Source organism: Kistimonas scapharcae, assembly GCF_039540975.1.
GTDB classification, from domain to species: Bacteria; Pseudomonadota; Gammaproteobacteria; order Pseudomonadales; family Endozoicomonadaceae; genus Kistimonas; species Kistimonas scapharcae.
Genome location: NZ_BAABFL010000023.1, coordinates 1 through 18,528 on the forward strand (window position 1 = coordinate 1; position 18,528 = coordinate 18,528).

General features: G+C 51.8%; 10 protein-coding genes. 8 read left to right on the forward strand and 2 right to left on the reverse strand.

Annotated elements, in window-relative coordinates; translation table 11 throughout:
- Positions 1-45 precede the first annotated feature (45 nt).
- The 3 genes from ABD892_RS01820 to rnk all read left to right on the forward strand — a co-directional run bounded on the left by ABD892_RS01820 (position 46) and on the right by rnk (position 11,819).
- Positions 46-9,108 (forward strand): Ig-like domain-containing protein, encoded by a 9,063-nt coding sequence (locus tag ABD892_RS01820; protein WP_345193225.1) that lies wholly within the window; start codon positions 46-48, stop codon positions 9,106-9,108.
- A gap of 119 nt (positions 9,109-9,227) precedes the next feature.
- Positions 9,228-11,144, forward strand: a complete 1,917-nt coding sequence (uup, locus tag ABD892_RS01825) for an ATP-binding cassette ATPase Uup (RefSeq protein ID WP_345193207.1) — start codon at positions 9,228-9,230, stop codon at positions 11,142-11,144.
- Positions 11,145-11,408: 264 nt separating this feature from the next.
- The gene (rnk, locus tag ABD892_RS01830) at positions 11,409-11,819 is read left to right on the forward strand and encodes a nucleoside diphosphate kinase regulator (RefSeq protein ID WP_345193209.1); all 411 of its coding nucleotides are present in this window, start codon (positions 11,409-11,411) and stop codon (positions 11,817-11,819) included.
- Between the two features lie 55 nt (positions 11,820-11,874).
- Here rnk and ABD892_RS01835 read toward each other — a convergent pair whose 3' ends face one another.
- Positions 11,875-13,158, reverse strand: coding sequence for a hypothetical protein (locus ABD892_RS01835; RefSeq protein WP_345193211.1), 1,284 nt, complete (start codon positions 13,156-13,158; stop codon positions 11,875-11,877).
- A 277-nt stretch (positions 13,159-13,435) separates the two neighbouring features.
- Between ABD892_RS01835 and ABD892_RS01840 the strand changes: the two genes are divergently transcribed.
- From ABD892_RS01840 to pstB, 4 genes are all read left to right on the forward strand, one after another.
- Positions 13,436-14,281, forward strand: a complete 846-nt coding sequence (locus ABD892_RS01840) for a phosphate ABC transporter substrate-binding protein (protein ID WP_345193214.1) — start codon at positions 13,436-13,438, stop codon at positions 14,279-14,281.
- Positions 14,282-14,370: 89 nt separating this feature from the next.
- Positions 14,371-15,240, forward strand: coding sequence for a phosphate ABC transporter permease subunit PstC (gene pstC, locus ABD892_RS01845; protein ID WP_345193216.1), 870 nt, complete (start codon positions 14,371-14,373; stop codon positions 15,238-15,240).
- A gap of 1 nt (position 15,241) precedes the next feature.
- Positions 15,242-16,159, forward strand: a complete 918-nt coding sequence (gene pstA / locus ABD892_RS01850; RefSeq protein WP_345193218.1) for a phosphate ABC transporter permease PstA — start codon at positions 15,242-15,244, stop codon at positions 16,157-16,159.
- A gap of 45 nt (positions 16,160-16,204) precedes the next feature.
- Positions 16,205-17,005, forward strand: coding sequence for a phosphate ABC transporter ATP-binding protein PstB (gene pstB, locus ABD892_RS01855; protein ID WP_425559145.1), 801 nt, complete (start codon positions 16,205-16,207; stop codon positions 17,003-17,005).
- Between the two features lie 118 nt (positions 17,006-17,123).
- Here pstB and ABD892_RS01860 read toward each other — a convergent pair whose 3' ends face one another.
- Positions 17,124-17,882: a hypothetical protein gene (locus ABD892_RS01860; protein WP_345193220.1), complete on the reverse strand. Its 759-nt coding sequence runs from the start codon at positions 17,880-17,882 to the stop codon at positions 17,124-17,126.
- A 315-nt stretch (positions 17,883-18,197) separates the two neighbouring features.
- Here ABD892_RS01860 and ABD892_RS01865 point away from each other — a divergent pair, with 315 nt between their 5' ends.
- Positions 18,198-18,500: a hypothetical protein gene (locus tag ABD892_RS01865; RefSeq protein ID WP_345193222.1), complete on the forward strand. Its 303-nt coding sequence runs from the start codon at positions 18,198-18,200 to the stop codon at positions 18,498-18,500.
- The last annotated feature ends 28 nt before the right edge of the window (positions 18,501-18,528 follow it).

Below are 18,528 nucleotides of genomic sequence, written 5' to 3' on the forward strand. Positions count from 1 at the left end.
GATTCCGGTACGGCAAACGATACGAGTGAACCGGCGACAGTCACTATAACGATTACCGGGACAAATGATGCCCCGGTCGCTGTTGTTGACAGTGATACAACGTCAGTAGGATCAACACTATTGATGGATGTTCTTGCTAATGATACGGATGTTGATAGTGATGATAACTCGTCAAATTTCTCCCTTGATAATGTGAACATCACCGGTATCACGGATTCGGAAGGTTCCCGTACGATCAATGGTGGTACGGTATCGATAGAAAACAACCAGCTGAAGTTTGTGCCTGGCAGTGATTTTGATTATCTGGCTGTAGGAGAAAGTGCGACAGTCACAGTCAGTTATACCATGAGTGATGACTCAGGGGAGACATCAACGGCAACGGCTACGATCACGGTGAGTGGTACGAACAGTACGCCGGTGGCGCAGGCTGTCAATGTCGGCGCAACAGAAGATGGGACAGCGATCAGCGGTAATTTTGCTGTTACTGATGACAATACGACAGATACCCACACGTTCACCATTCTGACTCAGCCGGACGAAGGCTCGGTCACCAATAATAATGACGGCACGTTCAGCTTCAACCCGGGCAGTGACTTCCAGGATCTGGCTGCCGGAGAAACCCGTCAGGTCACGTTTACCTATGAAGCCGTGGATGATTCCGGCGCTGCAAACGCAACCAGTGAGGCAGCAACTGTCACCATTACGATCACGGGTACTAACGACAAACCAACAGCAGCGGTTGAGAGTATCAGTGCCACGGAAGATGGTGCAGCTGTCACGGGTAACTTCGGTGCCACGGACGCGGATACGACCGATACCCACACCTTCAACATTCTGACCCAGCCGGATGAAGGATCGGTCACTAATAACGGTGACGGCACGTTCAGCTTCAACCCGGGCAGCGACTTCCAGGACCTGGCTGCGGGAGAAACCCGTCAGGTCACGTTTACCTATGAAGCGGTAGACGATTCTGGTACGGCCAACGATACCAGTGAGCCGGCCACGGTCACGATTACGATCACGGGTACTAACGACAAGCCGACTGCTGAGGTTGAGAGTATCAGTGCCACGGAAGATGGCGCAGCGGTCACGGGCAACTTCGGCGCCACGGACGCGGACACAACCGATACCCACACCTTCAATATCCTGACCCAGCCGGATGAAGGATCGGTCACCAATAATAATGACGGCACGTTCAGCTTCAACCCGGGCAGTGACTTCCAGGATCTGGCTGCCGGAGAAACCCGTCAGGTCACGTTTACCTATGAAGCGGTGGACGATTCCGGTACGGCTAACGACACCAGTGGGCCGGCCACGGTCACGATTACGATCACGGGTACCAACGACAAACCCACCGCAGCGGTTGAGAGTATCAGTGCCACGGAAGATGGTGCAGCTGTCACGGGTAACTTCGGTGCCACGGACGCGGATACCACCGATACCCACACCTTCAACATTCTGACCCAGCCGGATGAAGGATCGGTCACTAATAACGGTGACGGCACGTTCAGCTTCAACCCGGGCAGCGACTTCCAGGACCTGGCTGCGGGAGAAACCCGTCAGGTCACGTTTACCTACGAAGCGGTGGACGATTCCGGTACGGCTAACGACACCAGTGAGCCGGCCACGGTCACGATTACGATCACAGGCAACAATGATGCACCGGTTGCGGTTGTTGATGCCGAGAGCACGGCCGCCAATGCAACATTGACAGTTGATGTATTGGCGAATGATACAGATGTGGACAGTAGCGACAGTTCCGCAAACTTCAGTCTGGACAATGTCAGTATCACCGGTATTACCGACAGTGCCGGAACCCGTACAACGGCTGGCGGCTCGGTCAGTATTGTGGGGAATCAGCTTCAGTTTAACCCAGGCTCTGATTTCAGCTATCTGGCTGCCGGCGAAAGCGCCACTGTTACTGTTTCCTATACCATGAGTGATGATGAGGGACTGGAGTCAACGGCGACAGCAACGATTACGGTCAACGGCGTGAATGACGCGCCGGTGCTTGAAACATTACTGGATCCTGAGGTGAATACTGAAACCCGGGTCAATAGTACGGTGACGACAGGCAACCAGGATGCAGCACATTCTGACAGTACGCAAGATGGCTCTATCACTGTCTGGTACTCAGAGGAAGGTGGTAGTCATGTTATTCGGGCCAGATTGCAGGATGGCTCTGAAATTCAGGTTAATGAAACGGCTCCTAGTAGTGATCAGTATTTGGGTAAACCAGAAATTGCTGTATTGGATAATGGTAATTTTGCCGTTACTTGGGATTTATCCAAGTCAATGACCTATAACCGCGCTCACATGCGTGTTTTTGATCAGAATGGCACAGAAATCCAAAGTGAATTCACCCTTGGCGGAGACCACCAGTATCTGACAAAACTGGTTGCGCTCAGTGGTAATCAGTTTGCGACAGCGTATTACGATGCCGCTGATGGATTTAATGTGCATGTGAAAATCTATGATGCCAGCGGTACTGAAACCAGCGATATTGTGGTTGGCAGTGTTGATGGCTGGGGCAATGGAGCACAGGATATTGTTGCCCTTGATAATGGCGGCTTTGCTGTGACCTGGCGGGGGACAGGTACTGGTAGTGATTCAGCCTCATTCAGAATCTATGACGCCAGTGGCAACAGTGTTGCAGGCCCTGTCAGTTATGGGGGGGCTGCACCTGCTGATGACAAAACAGTAGATATTGAAGTCCTCGACAGTGGTGAGCTGCTGACCGCCTACCAGAGTGGTGACGACCTGTACGTCCAGCGCTGGACCAGCACGGGCACCGCCAGTGGCAGCCCGGTCAGGATCAACACAACTACTGACGGCACCCAGGCGGATGTCACCATAGAACCCTTGGCTGACGGTAGTTTCTTCGTGATCTGGCGCTCGGATGGTCAGGATGGTGATGGGCAGGGCATTTATGGCCGTCACTTTGATGCAACCGGGAATGCACTCACTGATGAAATCCAGATCAACACCACAACCACGGGTAATCAATCCGATCCTGAGGTCACCCAGCTGGCTGGTGGTGAATTGCTCATTACCTGGACGTCGGATCATGGTACGGATAACGATGTTTACAGTACCACGCTGGATCTCAGCGGTAACCGGGTCAGTGAAGGCGCGTCCAATGGAACGGTGGTCGGCAAGGCGGTCGCCACCGATATTGATACCGGTGACACCTTGACCTATTCACTGGTGGATGATGCCGGTGGCCGGTTTGCCATCGACGGAAATACCGGAACCATTACGGTAGCCAACAGTTCCCTGCTGGATTTTGAAACCGCAACATCCCATACCGTGCGTGTACGTGTCGTAGACGCCGGTGGTTTGAGTTCCGAGCAGGATATTGCCATCTCGGTGGTGAATGCCAATGAGGCACCCACGTCTTCCGACAACACGGTCACACTGGATGAGGATGCTAGCCATACATTTACGGCGACTGAATTCGGGTTCAGTGATGTTGATGCGGGAGACAGCCTGTCATCCATCACGATTACGCAGTTGCCGGCAACGGGTAGCCTGACGCTCAATGGTGTTGACGTAACCGCCAACCAGGTGATTTCAGCAGCAGATATTCCTAATCTGGCGTTCACACCAGCAGCACATGCCAGTGGCACGGGAGCAGCGAGTCTGCAGTTTACCGTCAGTGATGGAGAACTCAGCAGTAGTGTCCAAACGCTGACATTCAATATTTCAGCGGTTGTTGATGCCCCAACGGTGGCCGTCAGCAATGATGTATACAGTGATCTGACATTGGATACAGAGTTGATTTCCAATGGAGGCTTTAACACGTCGAATGGCTGGAATCTGAGTGGCAGTAGCACGGTGATCTCGGATTCGTTGGTGTTCAGTGCAGCTGAAGCCCCCGTCAACGGTGTAGCGGAGCAGACTTTTACTATCCACCCGGATGTTAATTACTCTCTGAATCTGGATTACAGAAGCTGGAATACCAATCCTGTGGCTGGGCGTATAGAAGTCATTGATTCAGCTACCGGTACGGTACTCGCTACACAGGATGTCGATACCAATAGTTCTAATTACCAGCAGTTGAATCTCAGTTTCACCGGTATCGCCTCGGGAAATGCGATCCTTCGCATAACGGATACATCAGGCACCACGGTCAGTAGTGATCTTGTGTTTGATAACATATCCATTCAGGCCGTCAGCGCTGATAACACTCATATTCCAACAGGCATTGGTGTTTATGGTCAGGAAGATCAGACTATTGCTGTTGGACTGAATGTAGCTACACCCGACACCGATGGATCGGAAACCCTGGCCATTGAACTAAGCGGCATTCCTTCCGGTGTGGTACTGAGTGATGGCACTAATACACTGACCTCTACCGGTGCTGCGCTGGATGTGTCGGGTTGGAATCTGGGGAACCTGACCGTAACACCAACGACCAACAACCATGATGATTTCACCTTCACTGTGACGGCGACGGCTACAGAGAGCAGTACCGGCGACACGAATGTGACAACCCAGGCTATCAATGTCCATATCGCTGCGGTGAATGATGCGCCAACCGCATCCGACAACACAGTGACATTGAACGAGGATGGCAGCCACACTTTTGCAGCCTCAGAGTTTGGTTTCAATGATATTGATGCCGGCGACACATTGTCATCGGTCAGGATTACCCAGCTGCCGGGTGCCGGTAGTCTGATGCTGAATGGTACGGCTGTAACGGCTAACCAGGTGATTGCCGCTGCGGATATTTCCAATCTGGTCTTCTCGCCGGAAGCGAATGCCAATGGCAATGATTATGCGAGCTTCCAGTTCAGTGTGACTGATAGCGGCGGATTGGAAAGTGCTGCACAAACCATGACGCTGGATGTGACCGCGGTGAATGATGCGCCAACCATTGCAGGAATGACGGAGACCTTTGACAGCAGTGATGGTTGGGCAGTAGACGGTACCGCGTCAATCACGGGTGGCCAGGCGGTGCTGACCACCAATGGCCTGAGTCAGGCCGGTGCTGTGCTTTGGGATACGTCCATCGCGAGTTCCGGGGGGCTGCATACCACCTTTGACTTCAAGGCGGATGGTACTGCGGATGGGCTTGCGCTGGTGCTGGTGGATGGTGACCAGGTGGACAGCAGTAACTTTGCTGTCGGTGGCCATGGTGGTGGTCTCGGTGTCAACGGCATGGAGAATGAATACCTGGCGATCGGATTTGACGAGTACAGTAATGATCAGGTGCATCTGATCAACAGCAGCAGTACGGAATTCCACAGCGTCAGCGTAGCGGGTTATGGCGGTATCAACGGGACAACGTTCCGCAAGGTGGACGTTGAGCTGACACCTGACCAGCACCTGACGGTGAAAATGAGCTGGGACAATGGTGTGACCTGGCAGACGGTGATCAATAACTATGACCTTGCCGCCCAGGGCTTTACCCTGCCCGCCAATCTCAAGTTGGGCTTCACAGGTTCGACAGGTGGACTGGCTGCAGAACATGTTATCGACAATGTGCATATTGACCACCTGTTCACCCATGAGCTGACCAGTATTGCCGAAGACAGCACACCGGGTAATGGCAATACGGTTGCGGAGATCCTTCAGGATGCCAACCAGCTGGAGGATGTGGATGGCTCAGCGGCACAGGCGATGGCGATTACCAGTGTTGATAACAGTAACGGTACCTGGAAGTATTCCGTTGATGGTGGAACGACCTGGCAAAATATTGATGATGGCAGCTTAGGTGAAGACCATGCCCTGTTGCTGGGAAGCACTAGCCAGGTCCGGTTTGAGCCTAATGATGACTACAACGGTAGTTCGACGTTTAGCTTCCGCGCCTGGGATCAAAGCGCAGGCAGTGTTGGCAGTTATGGGGATGCTACTACAACAGGCGGCTCATCGGCATTCAGCTCGGAATCTGCTACGGCTTCCATTACCGTTACCAGTGTCAATGACGCACCAACGATAGAAGGCGATATCTACGGTTCATCTTCTGATTCATCTCCAGAGACAACGTACACCTTTGATAGTTCGAATTATGGATTGACACAGTCGAACTTCACTCACAATACCACCGGCGGTGGACATATTTATGCAAACAACTTTGATAATAACAGCTCTCTAACATTCTCGACGCCGACCTATATACAAAGCTTCGATATCAATCCACTGCCATGGCAAGGTTTTGTTTACGGGACAATGCCTTCGAATCAGTCGATCACGATAGAGGCTTATAATGGCGCCACAGAGGTTTGGAGTAGTACGGTTGATTTAAGCAGCAATTTTGACTGGAACAACTGGGCTACGGTGTCTGTAGGCGTCGGTAATATTACCGAATTGAGAGTTATTGCCAATACGGGCGGGCCATCCAACCTTCGTCCCAGTATTGATAACCTGGTGACCGGAGGTGAGACACCGGATGGGTTAACAATACAGGAAGATAACAGTCATACCTTCTCAGCGGCTGACTTTGGGTTTAACGATGTTGATGGTGATTCACTGGATTACGTCAAGATTACCCAGCTTCCTGCAGCAGGCAGTCTGACACTGAATGGCGCAGCGGTGACTGTTGATCAGCAGATTTCAGCCGCGGATATTTCGAATCTTGTCTTTACACCGGCGGCTAACGCCCATGGTGACGGCTATGCGAATATCCAGTTCAAGGTCAGTGACGGCACGGCGGAGAGTGCGGCAGAAACCCTGAGCTTCAATGTGACATCGGTGGATGATGCGCCAACAACGGCGGCTGATACCGTGACATTGGATGAAAATGACAGTCACACCTTCAGTCTCAGTGATTTCTCATTCTCTGATGCGGATGGTGACAGCCTTTCATCCATCAAGATCACCCAGCTGCCGGCCGCCGGTAGCCTGACACTCAATGGTTCGGCGGTGACGGCTAACCAGGTGATCACAGCGGCTGAAATTCCGAACCTGGTCTTTACCCCGGATGCCAACACGGATGGAGCGAATTACGCGAACTTTACCTTTACCGTCAGTGACGGCAGTCTGGAAAGTGCGCCGGCAACCATGACGTTCAATGTGGATAACGTCAACAGCGCACCGACGGTTGATCTGGGCTTTACAGAGACGTGGGACTTTAACGCCGGTGGTACAGAGAATTTGACACTGTCGAATGGCACGTTGGGCACCACATTCTCTGGCAGTGATGGTAATGCTCTGCAGTTTGGAGGTGCTGGTGAACGCTCTGTTACAACGGCGTCGTTTGATACCTCAGGCGGTGGGACGCTGTCATTCAGTCTGATTTACGGTGATGGCTCAAATGGTGGTGAATTGGTCGATGCAGGTGACGAGGTGTCATTACAGTACTCGACCGACAATGGTGCTACGTGGGTAACGCACACGACTTACTCTCTCACTCAGTATCCACCAGGTAGCTGGAACTCCGTAAATGAGACGCTGTCGGGTGATTTGCAATCATCCAACGTCCAGTTCCGGTTAATTCAAAGTAACAATCATGCCGGTACTGGATATGACGAGTGGGCAATAGACAACCTGAGCATTGATACTGTTTCCAATTCTATTAGCTTAAATGAGGATGATAGCCATACCTTCAATGCCAGTGACTTTGGATACAGTGACGCGGATGGCGATGCGCTTCATTCAGTGACTATTACGCAACTACCTGCCGCGGGGGCACTAGCGCTAAATGGGGTGGCGGTTACAGTCAATCAGCAGATTTCAGCCGCTGATATTCCGAATCTCGTGTTTACCCCGGCAGCCAATGCCAATGGCGATAACTATGCCAACATCCAGTTCAAGGTCAGCGACGGTACGGCGGAGAGCGCCGCAGAAACCCTCAATTTCAATCTAACGGCGGTTGATGATGCGCCGACGGCAACACCGATGTCGTTGGTGACTGCTGAGTCAGAGGCGTATGTCTTTACGGCTGATGATTTTGGTTTCAATGATGCCGATGGGGATAGCCTGCACTCAGTCACTATCAAGTCGTTACCCGTCAATGGTTCGCTGACATACGATGGCGTTGCGGTTTATGTTAATCAGGTTATAGCAGCGGCTGATATTTCAAAACTGCAGTTTACAGCGCCATCCGTGACGGCAGATACCAATACCAGTTTTGCCTTTACCGTGAGTGACGGAACCCATTCCAGTACTCAACAAAATTTCAATGTAACGACGCAAGATGCTGCCACCCAGTCGGATAACCTGGTGACCAATGCTGGCGCAACGGATGGTACTAATGGCTGGACGGTAATATCGGGTCACGGTAAAGACTGGAGCGTGTCATCTACAGAAAGCCATGATGGGGATGGGAGTTCCTGGACAACATCTCACAATACTTCTGTTAAGCACCAGACGATAGACTTGCTGTCTAACGGGTTTAGTGCCGATTACCTCGACACCGCGCCAGAGATTGCTGTCAGTGACTGGTACAAAATGGTCTTGGATTACGGCAATGATGATACCTATTACCTGAAGGTTGAGTTGAGAGCGGCGGATGGCAGTGTGATCGACTCGTTCGATTCCGGTGTGTTAACGGCTACCACTGACTGGTTAGAAGCCGGGACGACGTTCAGTAATTATGGCAGTGGTGTGAGATCCATCTATATTGAGCATGGCGGGGACGATGGTGAGAATTGGGCCGGACAGTATGGTACCTACATTGATGATACGTCCGTTCGCATTGGCAACGAGTATATTGCCGTTGATGGTACGAGTGGCAATGAGATCCTTAATGGTACCGCACAGGCTGACCACCTCTCTGGCTTGGGTGGTAACGATGTTCTGATCGGTGGTGATGGCGACGATTTGTTAACGGGCGGCACTGGCGCAGATATCTTCCGCTTCAACAGCGGCGATGAGGGTACCTCGTCGGCTCCAGCGACGGATACGATCGAGGATTTCAGCACAGCGGACGGCGATGTACTGGATCTCAGTGATATGCTGGTGGGTGAATCCGCTGCAACGATTGATTCCTTCCTTGATCTGGCCTTTGTGAACGGAAATACTGAAATCTCAGTGAAAGACAGTGCTAACGGCCAGACCGTGCAGAAGATCGTGCTGGACGGCGTTGATCTGTCATCACTGGGTTCTGAAGCCGATATTCTCAACAGCTTGCTGAACAACGGTAATCTGGATATTGACCAGTAGCCGACGGTTGTCCGGGATGACCCTGTGTTGTCCCGGTTGCGGTGTATGCATGGCGTCCACCGCCTCAAATCGTTATCCTTCCCGCATTTTCAGACGCTTGCCAGGATGTGCGCAGTCCCATGACCCTTATACGTTTTGATGATGTCTCCATCGCTTATGGCGATCACCCTCTGCTGGACAAAGCCTGCCTGCAACTGGAACCCGGTGAACGGGTCTGTCTGATTGGCCGCAACGGCGCTGGCAAGTCCACGCTGCTCAAAGCGGCATCCGAAGCTATCCAACCGGATGACGGCCATATCTGGCGCAAACCTGGCCTGAAGGTCGGCATGTTGAACCAGGATCTGCCGGTGGCAGACAGCAAGCGGGTTTACGATGTGGTGGCATCCGGGCTGGAAACGGTCGGGCAGCTGCTGGCTGACTGGCATGAGTTGTCCATGAATATCCAGACGGATGCGGACATGAAAAAGCTTGAGCGGGTACAGAGTCAATTGGAAGCTATGGATGGCTGGGCGCTGCAGCAACGTGTTGAACAGACTATCCAGAAGCTGCAGTTGCCGGCGGACAAAACCATGGGCGAACTCTCCGGCGGTTGGCGCCGTCGGGTGGAGCTGGCCCGGGCATTGGTGAGTGAGCCGGATCTGTTATTGCTGGACGAGCCTACCAACCATCTGGATATCATCACCATCGCCTGGCTGGAACAGCAGCTGAAAGATTTCCGGGGTGCGTTACTGTTTATCACCCACGACCGTTCTTTCCTAAAGGCGCTGGCAACACGCATCCTTGAGCTGGATCGCGGTCAGCTGACCAGTTGGGACTGCAACTATGAGACTTACCTCGAACGCAAGGCGCACCAGCTGGAAGTGGAAGCCGAACAGAATGCTCTGTTCGATAAAAAACTGGCCCAGGAAGAGGTCTGGATTCGTCAGGGAATTAAGGCCCGTCGTACGCGTAATGAAGGCCGTGTGCGTGCGCTGAAAGCGTTGCGGGAAGAGCGACTGGCGCGCCGGAACGTTCAGGGGAAAGCGACCTTTTCACTGGATGCGGCCGAGCGTTCCGGCAAACTGGTGGTGGAAGCACAGAGTATCTCCAAGGGATTTGAAGGCAAACCCCTGGTGCATGATTTCAGCTTTACCCTGATGCGGGGGGACAAGGTTGGCCTGATCGGCGCGAATGGTGTGGGTAAGACGACACTGTTGAAAATGCTTCTGGGTGATCTTGAGCCTGGCGTGGGTACGATCCGTCACGGCACCAAGATGGAAGTCGCCTACTTTGACCAGATGCGTCAGCAGCTGGATCTGGAAAAGAGCGTTATCGACAACGTGGCGGAAGGCCGTGAGCGGATCACCATCAATGGGGAAAGCCGCCATATCATCAGTTACCTGGAAAGCTTCCTGTTCTCGCCTCAGCGGGCACGGACGCCGGTAAAGGCGCTTTCCGGTGGCGAGCGTAACCGTCTGTTGCTGGCTCGTTTATTCAGTAAACCCGCCAACGTGCTGGTGCTGGACGAACCGACCAATGACCTGGATGTGGAAACCCTGGAACTGCTGGAAAGCATTCTGGTTGATTTTCCCGGTACCGTTCTGCTGGTCAGTCACGACCGTGCGTTCCTGGATAATGTGGTGTCCAGCTCCCTGGTATTTGAAGGCAATGGTGTGGTGCGCGAGTATGTCGGTGGCTTTGAGGACTGGTTGCGGCAGGGCGGTTCCATGCAGCGATTGGTGGAGTCCGGTGAGAAAGTCCTGAAACCAACAGAAACGCAGACTGCCAAAGAAGCGGCAACACCATCCCAACCAAAGCCTGCGTCAGGAAAGAAACTCAGTTATAAGTTGCAGCGTGAGCTGGATGGCCTGCCGGCTGAGATTGAACAGTTGGAAGAAGAGCAGCAGACGCTGGAGAACCTGACAGCAGAAGCTGGCTTCTACCAGAAAGATCAGGAGGAAGTGTCCCGGGTGCTGCAGCGTTTGACTGACCTGGCCGGCCTGATCGAGGAAAAAATGGATCGCTGGGCAGAGCTGGAAGAGCTCAAAAACGGGTGAGGGCTTAGTTATTCGAAATAGCATAAGCCTGCCATGCATGGCCGTGAAGCCATACGCTGTATTTACCGGCTAAAGTTGCAAGCCGGTAAATACAGAGTGAAAAACACGATGATCCCGTGTATACCGTTCTGACAATACTATCTGCTACTACCGTACTCTTTTCTGCCTGGCTATCGGGCATCGCAAAACGTAATGATTGTAAGCGCCTGTCCCCTTCAGGGACTGGGCGTATTGACTGTGGTCGTTGAGTGACAGGAGAGCACAATGACGCAAGCAAGACTGATTATTAACCGGGAAGACGCAAGAAAACTGGAGCAACTGCTGGCGCAGCCTGACATCGATCGGCTGCCGGTGGCGGAGTTACTGCTCGATGAGCTGGACCGCGCGACGCTGGTTGATGGCAGTGAGTGTCCGTCGGATGTGGTGACGATCAACAGCCGTGTTCGGTTTCGTGATCTGGAGACGCACTGTGAGCATACCTGCCGTCTGGTTTTTCCAGACAAGCGTAATAGCGATGATAATGAGGCGGTGTCAATTTTGAATCCCGCCGGCGCGGCGCTGATAGGGCTGAGCTGTGGCGACACAATCGACTGGGCAATGGCCGATGGTAGGAAAACGCGTCTTCAGGTGCTTGAGATACTGTATCAGCCGGAAGCTGCGGGATTATCTTGTTGATAAAGAGTGGCGGTTTCGTGCCGCCTTTTCTGCGTCCAAATATAATGTCGGCTTGCTAGCAGGCTATTTTTGATGAGGTTTTGCGACGTTTTCTGCGAGAGCGCTGATCTTCATCCCAAGCTTCACCTGTGTTGATAAAATAATCCCACTCTTCGTCAGTGATATGAAACATGTAGCCGCTAAAAGCATTGTTTGTTGCCTTTAGAAAATCAGATGCTTGCTTCCTTTCCGCATGAGTAAGCCTCGCGGTAGTGTTGATTAATTGGTTTTTATTACCTTTCTCGCTGTCAATTTTATTATATTCGGCAATTAACTTTAAGATTTCTTTGTACTTTTCAGCTATATCTGTTTCTTGTGATTTTTCTGATATGAAATCGAGAATGTTAGTCAAATACCCCAAAGGTTTTCTTTCATATCGATCTCGTAATACTACAATAATGTCTTGATTAAAAAGCCTTAATAATGGTGGCATTTTTTCCATGTCGATCATCTCAGGTCTTACCCGAGATCCTGTCTCCATATCAGATGAGTCTCCTGTATCAGATGAATCAGACTCATAAGAGTCAGAGCTGGTATCGGAGTCTGAAGCTGGGGCTGCAGGAATGGCATCCAATGCCAATGCATGCTTGAGCGTGCCCATAATTGGTTTTGTTGGCCTGATTACCGGATTTTCGTCGAACAACAGAATTTGTTTTCCTCTGGTGTAATCACAGGATAGTTCGGTGTATTCTGCTATTTCTTTCCGAGCGTATGCTTTTATATAGGGGGGGATCTTAGTGAGAAATTTTTTCAGTTTTTTACGGGAATCTATAATGACTTTATTCTCCGATCGTTTGATGTACTCTTCATTGTAGTTGGCCTGAAGCCTGACATTTGCCTCTGGTTCGGGTGCATGGTTTATGAATGATATCGCGCCTGTTCCATTGATGCCTATTTCTATTAACGCCTCAGCGGGTTTGTAATAAATGCCCAACCATGAAACAAACCGAGCAGATAATTGTATGCAGTCAGCAAAATTTTCATCAACAGAGGTAAATACGACAAATTTGTTTTTCTCAGGTTCAGGAAAGTATCGGAAAACAGTGTCGCCTTCATAACGGCATATTCGTTGATTCAACGGTATTGTTTTTTCTATATAGACTCCATGTCCTTCACGATCAATTCCACTTGGCATGACACATAAGTGATGTTTTGTATCTACTAAAGGGCGGCGTATGCCATCATCACAACGGCGAAACTGTTTTGTTGCATGGGATGAAGTTGATGGCTGAGCGGGTACTGCCCCGCGTTGGGAAGGTGGAAGCCTTGCGGCCATAGCAGCTGAAGCAGGTGTTTTCATACGATGCGCTGATTTTTTTGATATGAACTTTTGTTAGTGTTCTGACAAGCGGGTAAGTGCTTTGTTATCTCTGACAAACGGGTTTGATTTGATAACCATGTGAGCTGTGGGAGTGCCCCAAGACTTGGCTGTCATTTCCAGGGTAATGATTTTGTAAAGACGTCATAAGTTGACAGTTGTTGTAACAAAACTGTCATCTAAGCGAAATATAACGGTCTCACCTGCTGGCTCAGGCCAGTTCATTTCTAGATAAGCTGATCCCCAAGAGGTCGAAGCAGTGAAGAAGACCGTTCTGTCAATCGTAAGCGCTATCGGGTTGTCCGCCGTGCTGGTGGGTTGTGGCGGTAATGACTCCTCCACCGATGCCCGGGCTGTAAGTGTCTCTGGTTCTACCTCCGTGACGGAAGTGATGGAAGTGCTCGGTGAAACCTGGCAACAGGAACATACCGGCGCTGTGGTCGAAGTGCAGGGTACCGGTTCTTCCTCGGGTATCAAGGCCGCCAATGACGGCACCAGCGAAATTGGGATGACCTCTCGCAAGCTCAAGCCGGAAGAAGAAAAAGCCGGTATTACCCAGGCAGTGTTGGCGCATGACGGTATTGCTGTTGTTGTTAACGGCAAAAACCCGGTTACCGGTCTGACCACCGAGCAGATCGCTGATATCTTCAAAGGTGAAATCACCAACTGGAAAGCACTGGGTGGCAATGACCAGCCCATCGTTGTTGTAACCCGTGACCCGGCTTCCGGTACCCGCGGCGCGTTCGAAGACATCATGAACCTGAAGTTCAAGGATGCGAACGGCAACGTGATCTCCGCTGTTTCCAACCGTGCCCAGGTGGCCAGTGGTAACGGTGTGGTTAAGACCACTGTGGCACAGAACCCGTCTGCGATCGGTTACATCTCCCTGGGCACTGTCGATGGCAGCCTGAAAGCACTGGAAGTGAACGGTGTTGAAGCGTCCAACGATACCATCGCCACTGGCGAGTACACCGTAGCCCGTCCGTTTGTACTGCTCTACAACGCTGAAACCCTGTCTGAAAACGGCAAGGCATTCCTGGACTGGGCACTGTCCGGCGAAGGTCAGGCGATTGTGGCGCAACAGGGTTACATCCCGGTTATCTGATTTATTCCACGTCATGCCGGTGCGGATAAGCCGCCCCGGCATTTCAGTTTTTTCTCAATGATGGACGTTGATTCCTGTCGGTAATGTATATGACGGCAAACAGTCGACAGGCGCGAATGGATAAGGCCTTTCATAGCCTGTTTTTCCTCTGCGCCATAGTCAGTACGGTTTCCATTGGCGCCATCGGCGCGTTCATTGTGGCCGAGGGCATGCCTGCCCTGGTGGACACCGGTGTCTTCAGTTTTGTCACCGGTACCCAGTGGAGCCCACCGGTTTACTTCGGCATTCTGCCAATGATCAGTGGTTCCGTGATCTCTACTATTGGCGCGTTGGTGATCGGTGTGCCTATGGGGGTGCTGACAGCCATCTTCCTGGCAGAAATTGCCCCGGAAAGGTACGCCACTGTACTGCGCACGGCGATTGAACTGCTGGCCGGTATTCCGTCCGTCATTTATGGTTTCTTTGGTCTGGTCGTGATTGTGCCGCTGATTGAGCAGGCATTCTCAGTCCCTGCCGGTAACACCATGCTGGCCGGTATCGTGGTGCTGACCATGATGATCCTGCCGACAGTGATCACGCTGTCTGAAACCGCTATTCGCGCCGTACCGCAGACGTACCGTGAAGGTTCCCTGGCGCTGGGCGCGTCCAAGATGTTCACCATTTTTAACGTGGTGCTGCCGGCGGCACGCTCCGGCATCATGACGGCCAGTATCCTGGGTATCGCCCGGGCGATCGGTGAAACCATGGCCATCATCATGGTAATGGGTAACGCGCCGATCATCGCTTCCAGCCTGCTGGAACCGGCCCGTACTCTGACCGCCAACATTGCCCTGGAGATGGCTTACGCCAGCGGCCTGCACAGCAGCGCGCTGTATGTCACCGGTATTGTGCTGTTTATCTTCATCATGTTGCTTAACGCCACCATGCTTTACCTGAACAGACAGAAGGCAGGTCGATAATATGAATTCCAGTAGTCTTGCCCAGGCGGTTACCGAGGGGATTACGGAATCCACCGGTCGTGCACGGCCCATGCCGAATCCTGCAATCCGCCGCTGGAAAGGCCGGTTGCTGGTGGGCCTGATTATCCTGGCCACCGCCGCTACCACCGGTACCCTGTTGTGGATTCTCTGGCATATCGTCAGCAATGGTATTGGTCATGTGAACTGGTCGTTCCTGACGTCTAACTACACCCGTACCGGCGATACCTCCGGTATCTGGCCGATGATTGTCAGCACCGTCTATATGGTGGCCTTGTCGCTGGGTATTGCGGCGCCCGTGGGCATCATGGGTGCGATTTACCTGACGGAATATGCGCAGCCCGGTAGTCGGGTGGTGAAGGTAATCCGTTTTGCTACGGAAAGCCTGGCCGGTATTCCTTCCATTATTTATGGTCTGTTTGGTCTGACGTTGTTTGTCTCGACTTTCAAGCTGGGCTTTTCCATTCTGGCCGGTGCACTTACTCTGAGCATCGTTATCCTGCCGGTGATTATCCGGACCACGGAAGAAGCCCTGATGAGTGTGCCGGAAGCCTACCGTGAAGGTTCCTATGGTCTTGGTGCGTCCCGCCTGTACACCATCTGGCGCCTGATTTTGCCCGGTGCGATGCCCGGTATCATCAGCTCACTGATTCTCTGTATTGGCCGGATCATTGGTGAATCCGCCCCGGTCTTCCTGACCGCCGGTATGGTGGCCCGGATTCCTGATTCCGTGTTTGATTCCGGACGAACCCTGACGGTCCATCTCTACAAGCTGACCCAGGAACTGTTCTCCGTGCACGAGTGGAACCAGGCCTATGCGACCGCCACTGTGCTGGTGTTGATCGTACTGACGCTCAACATTACGACCCGATTACTGGCCCGACGCTTCAACAAGGGCTGAGCTGTGGCCTGCCCCGCAGGCAGGCTGACAGATTTTACCGAATTGATGACTGAGACTGAGAACATGGCGAACCCCGCTATCAACATCGAAGTACCTCACAGCAAGTTCACCGTGGAGAACCTGAACCTCTATTACGGGGAGAAACAGGCGCTGCACAATATCTCCATGGCGATTCCTGAAAAGCAGGTAACGGCGCTGATCGGCCCGTCCGGCTGCGGTAAGTCCACACTGCTGCGTACCCTGAACCGTATGAATGACCTGATTCCCGGTGTGCGTGTGGAAGGTCGGGTGGCGCTGGATGGCCAGGATATCTATCACGATACGGATGTTCAGCAGCTGCGCATGAAAGTCGGGATGGTGTTCCAGAAGCCGAACCCGTTTCCCATGAGTATTTATGAAAACATAACCTATGGTCTGCGCGCTCAGGGCATCAAGGATCGTCGTTACCTCGACGAAATGGTGGAAAAGGCGTTGGAAGGCGCGGCTCTATGGAACGAAGTAAAGGATCGCCTGCACGATTCCGCCATGGGCCTATCCGGTGGTCAGCAGCAGCGGCTGTGTATCGCCCGGACCATCGCCATGGAGCCGGATGTCATCCTGATGGATGAACCGACCAGCGCACTGGATCCTATCGCAACAGCTCGTGTGGAAGATCTGATGGATCGTCTGAGCCACGACTTCACCATCGTGATTGTGACACACTCAATGAACCAGGCGCGCCGGATTTCCAGAAATACGGCATTCTTCCTGATGGGAGAACTGATCGAATTCGATGATACCGATCGCCTGTTCATGACGCCCAGCGACAAGCGGACGCATGATTATATTACCGGCCGGTTTGGTTGATGATCCGTGCTGATATCGAGATGATCTGATCGTATAGTGTCAGATCACGTTCACGTTAAGCCCGGCATGTGATTGACCGGGCTTATTTCGTTTATGCATTCCATCATTCTTACTGACATCACCAGCAACGGTATGTGTGGTGATGGTGAATATGTACTTCTGTGGAAGGAGAGCACTGGTAATATCTGACCTCCCTTCCAAACAGTGACCTTAAAATGTCAGAAGAAAGGATGTAATTACTCAGGTGATTGGCATCTTTCAGAAAAGAAGGTAACTGCTCATCCCCATCAAAATACCATTTACCGCTGCGATAAGCGGCTGCTGCGCCAAAGATGGGAGATACAAAAACAACCGGAAGTGAGGCAATTGCAACAGCCCCCAGGAACAAGATTGCCAGGACTTTGGCACTGTCGTCATCAAGTGCAAGAATGAAGCATCCACCTTGGCATACCACGCCTCCAACAATGTAAAGGCCAAAGAGAGGTGAGAGTGCGATGGTTAATACAAAACCACTAAGACCTGTAACGGCCATCAGGGCCACACCACCGGCTATTTTGATACCGCGCCTGAAGATAGAGCAACCTGTTTCTTGTGCGGGTTGACCCTGATTATTTTGGGGCAATTCATCATATGGATATGGGGGAGGAGGACCCTGATCAATCGGATGGTCGTGAGGATACCCTTGATGCATGACAGCTGCAGGAGGGAGCCCCTGTTCCTGATAAGCGCCACCTCCTGGATAGGGTGGTAGTGTGACATCATGGCCATATGCTGTCGCGGAAGAATTATCATCATCCATGATGGGGGCAGAAGGCCCCGTATAACCTCCTTGGGGCGGTGGAACTATGTATTGTTGTTTATCTATTGATGATTCCATATAAAGGCCTTCCCTTAGTTTTGTCTAGACGCGCTTAGTGTATTTCTACGTGTTAGATCCATTTTGGAAAATGTTGAAAATAGAATGTTGTTTCAATAGATATGACTGATTTTTTTCTTTGTAGTTCATTTGAAAATGAAGATTTAATAGGGTGAATGGTTCGCGCTTATCGAGCCTTGGGGTGTGTCATGTATCTATTACTCTTAGTTGCCTTTTATCATTTAATGATTCCATATTCTTATATGAGTATTTTACGCAGAAAAGTGTTGACTGCTTTTTTGTATACTACAAGCTTATTTGATTAAGCAGTAACCCATGACTATCGAACAAGCTCTATATAGCCGCAGTGAAGCCCGCTGTGAGCTTTGTGGCGTTTCAGAGAATCTCCACGTTTTTGAAGTCCCGCCGCGTACTGGCAGTAAGGCTGATGATTGTGCATTGCTTTGTCAGACATGCAGTGAACAAATTGAGCATCCTGACCAGATGGATGTCCATCACTGGCGCTGCCTGAATGAGAGTATGTGGAGCCAGGTGCCAGCGGTACAGGTACTTGCCTGGCGTATGCCGGTGTTTGTCAACATAGTTGTCGCCCCAACTCAAGCCGCTTTCTTAAGTTGATCAGCTGAAGATCTGTCGGGATTAAGCC

What these genes read in the sequence shown, in the direction of transcription:
- pstA (WP_345193218.1), top strand. Translation starts at nt 15,242, where the DNA reads ATGAATTCCAGTAGTCTTGCCCAGGCGGTTACCGAGGGGATTACGGAA.
- pstC (WP_345193216.1), top strand. Translation starts at nt 14,371, where the DNA reads ATGACGGCAAACAGTCGACAGGCGCGAATGGATAAGGCCTTTCATAGC.
- ABD892_RS01860 (WP_345193220.1), bottom strand. Translation starts at nt 17,882, where the DNA reads ATGGAATCATCAATAGATAAACAACAATACATAGTTCCACCGCCCCAA.
- ABD892_RS01865 (WP_345193222.1), top strand. Translation starts at nt 18,198, where the DNA reads ATGACTATCGAACAAGCTCTATATAGCCGCAGTGAAGCCCGCTGTGAG.
- rnk (WP_345193209.1), top strand. Translation starts at nt 11,409, where the DNA reads ATGACGCAAGCAAGACTGATTATTAACCGGGAAGACGCAAGAAAACTG.
- ABD892_RS01835 (WP_345193211.1), bottom strand. Translation starts at nt 13,158, where the DNA reads ATGAAAACACCTGCTTCAGCTGCTATGGCCGCAAGGCTTCCACCTTCC.
- uup (WP_345193207.1), top strand. Translation starts at nt 9,228, where the DNA reads ATGACCCTTATACGTTTTGATGATGTCTCCATCGCTTATGGCGATCAC.
- pstB (WP_425559145.1), top strand. Translation starts at nt 16,205, where the DNA reads ATGACTGAGACTGAGAACATGGCGAACCCCGCTATCAACATCGAAGTA.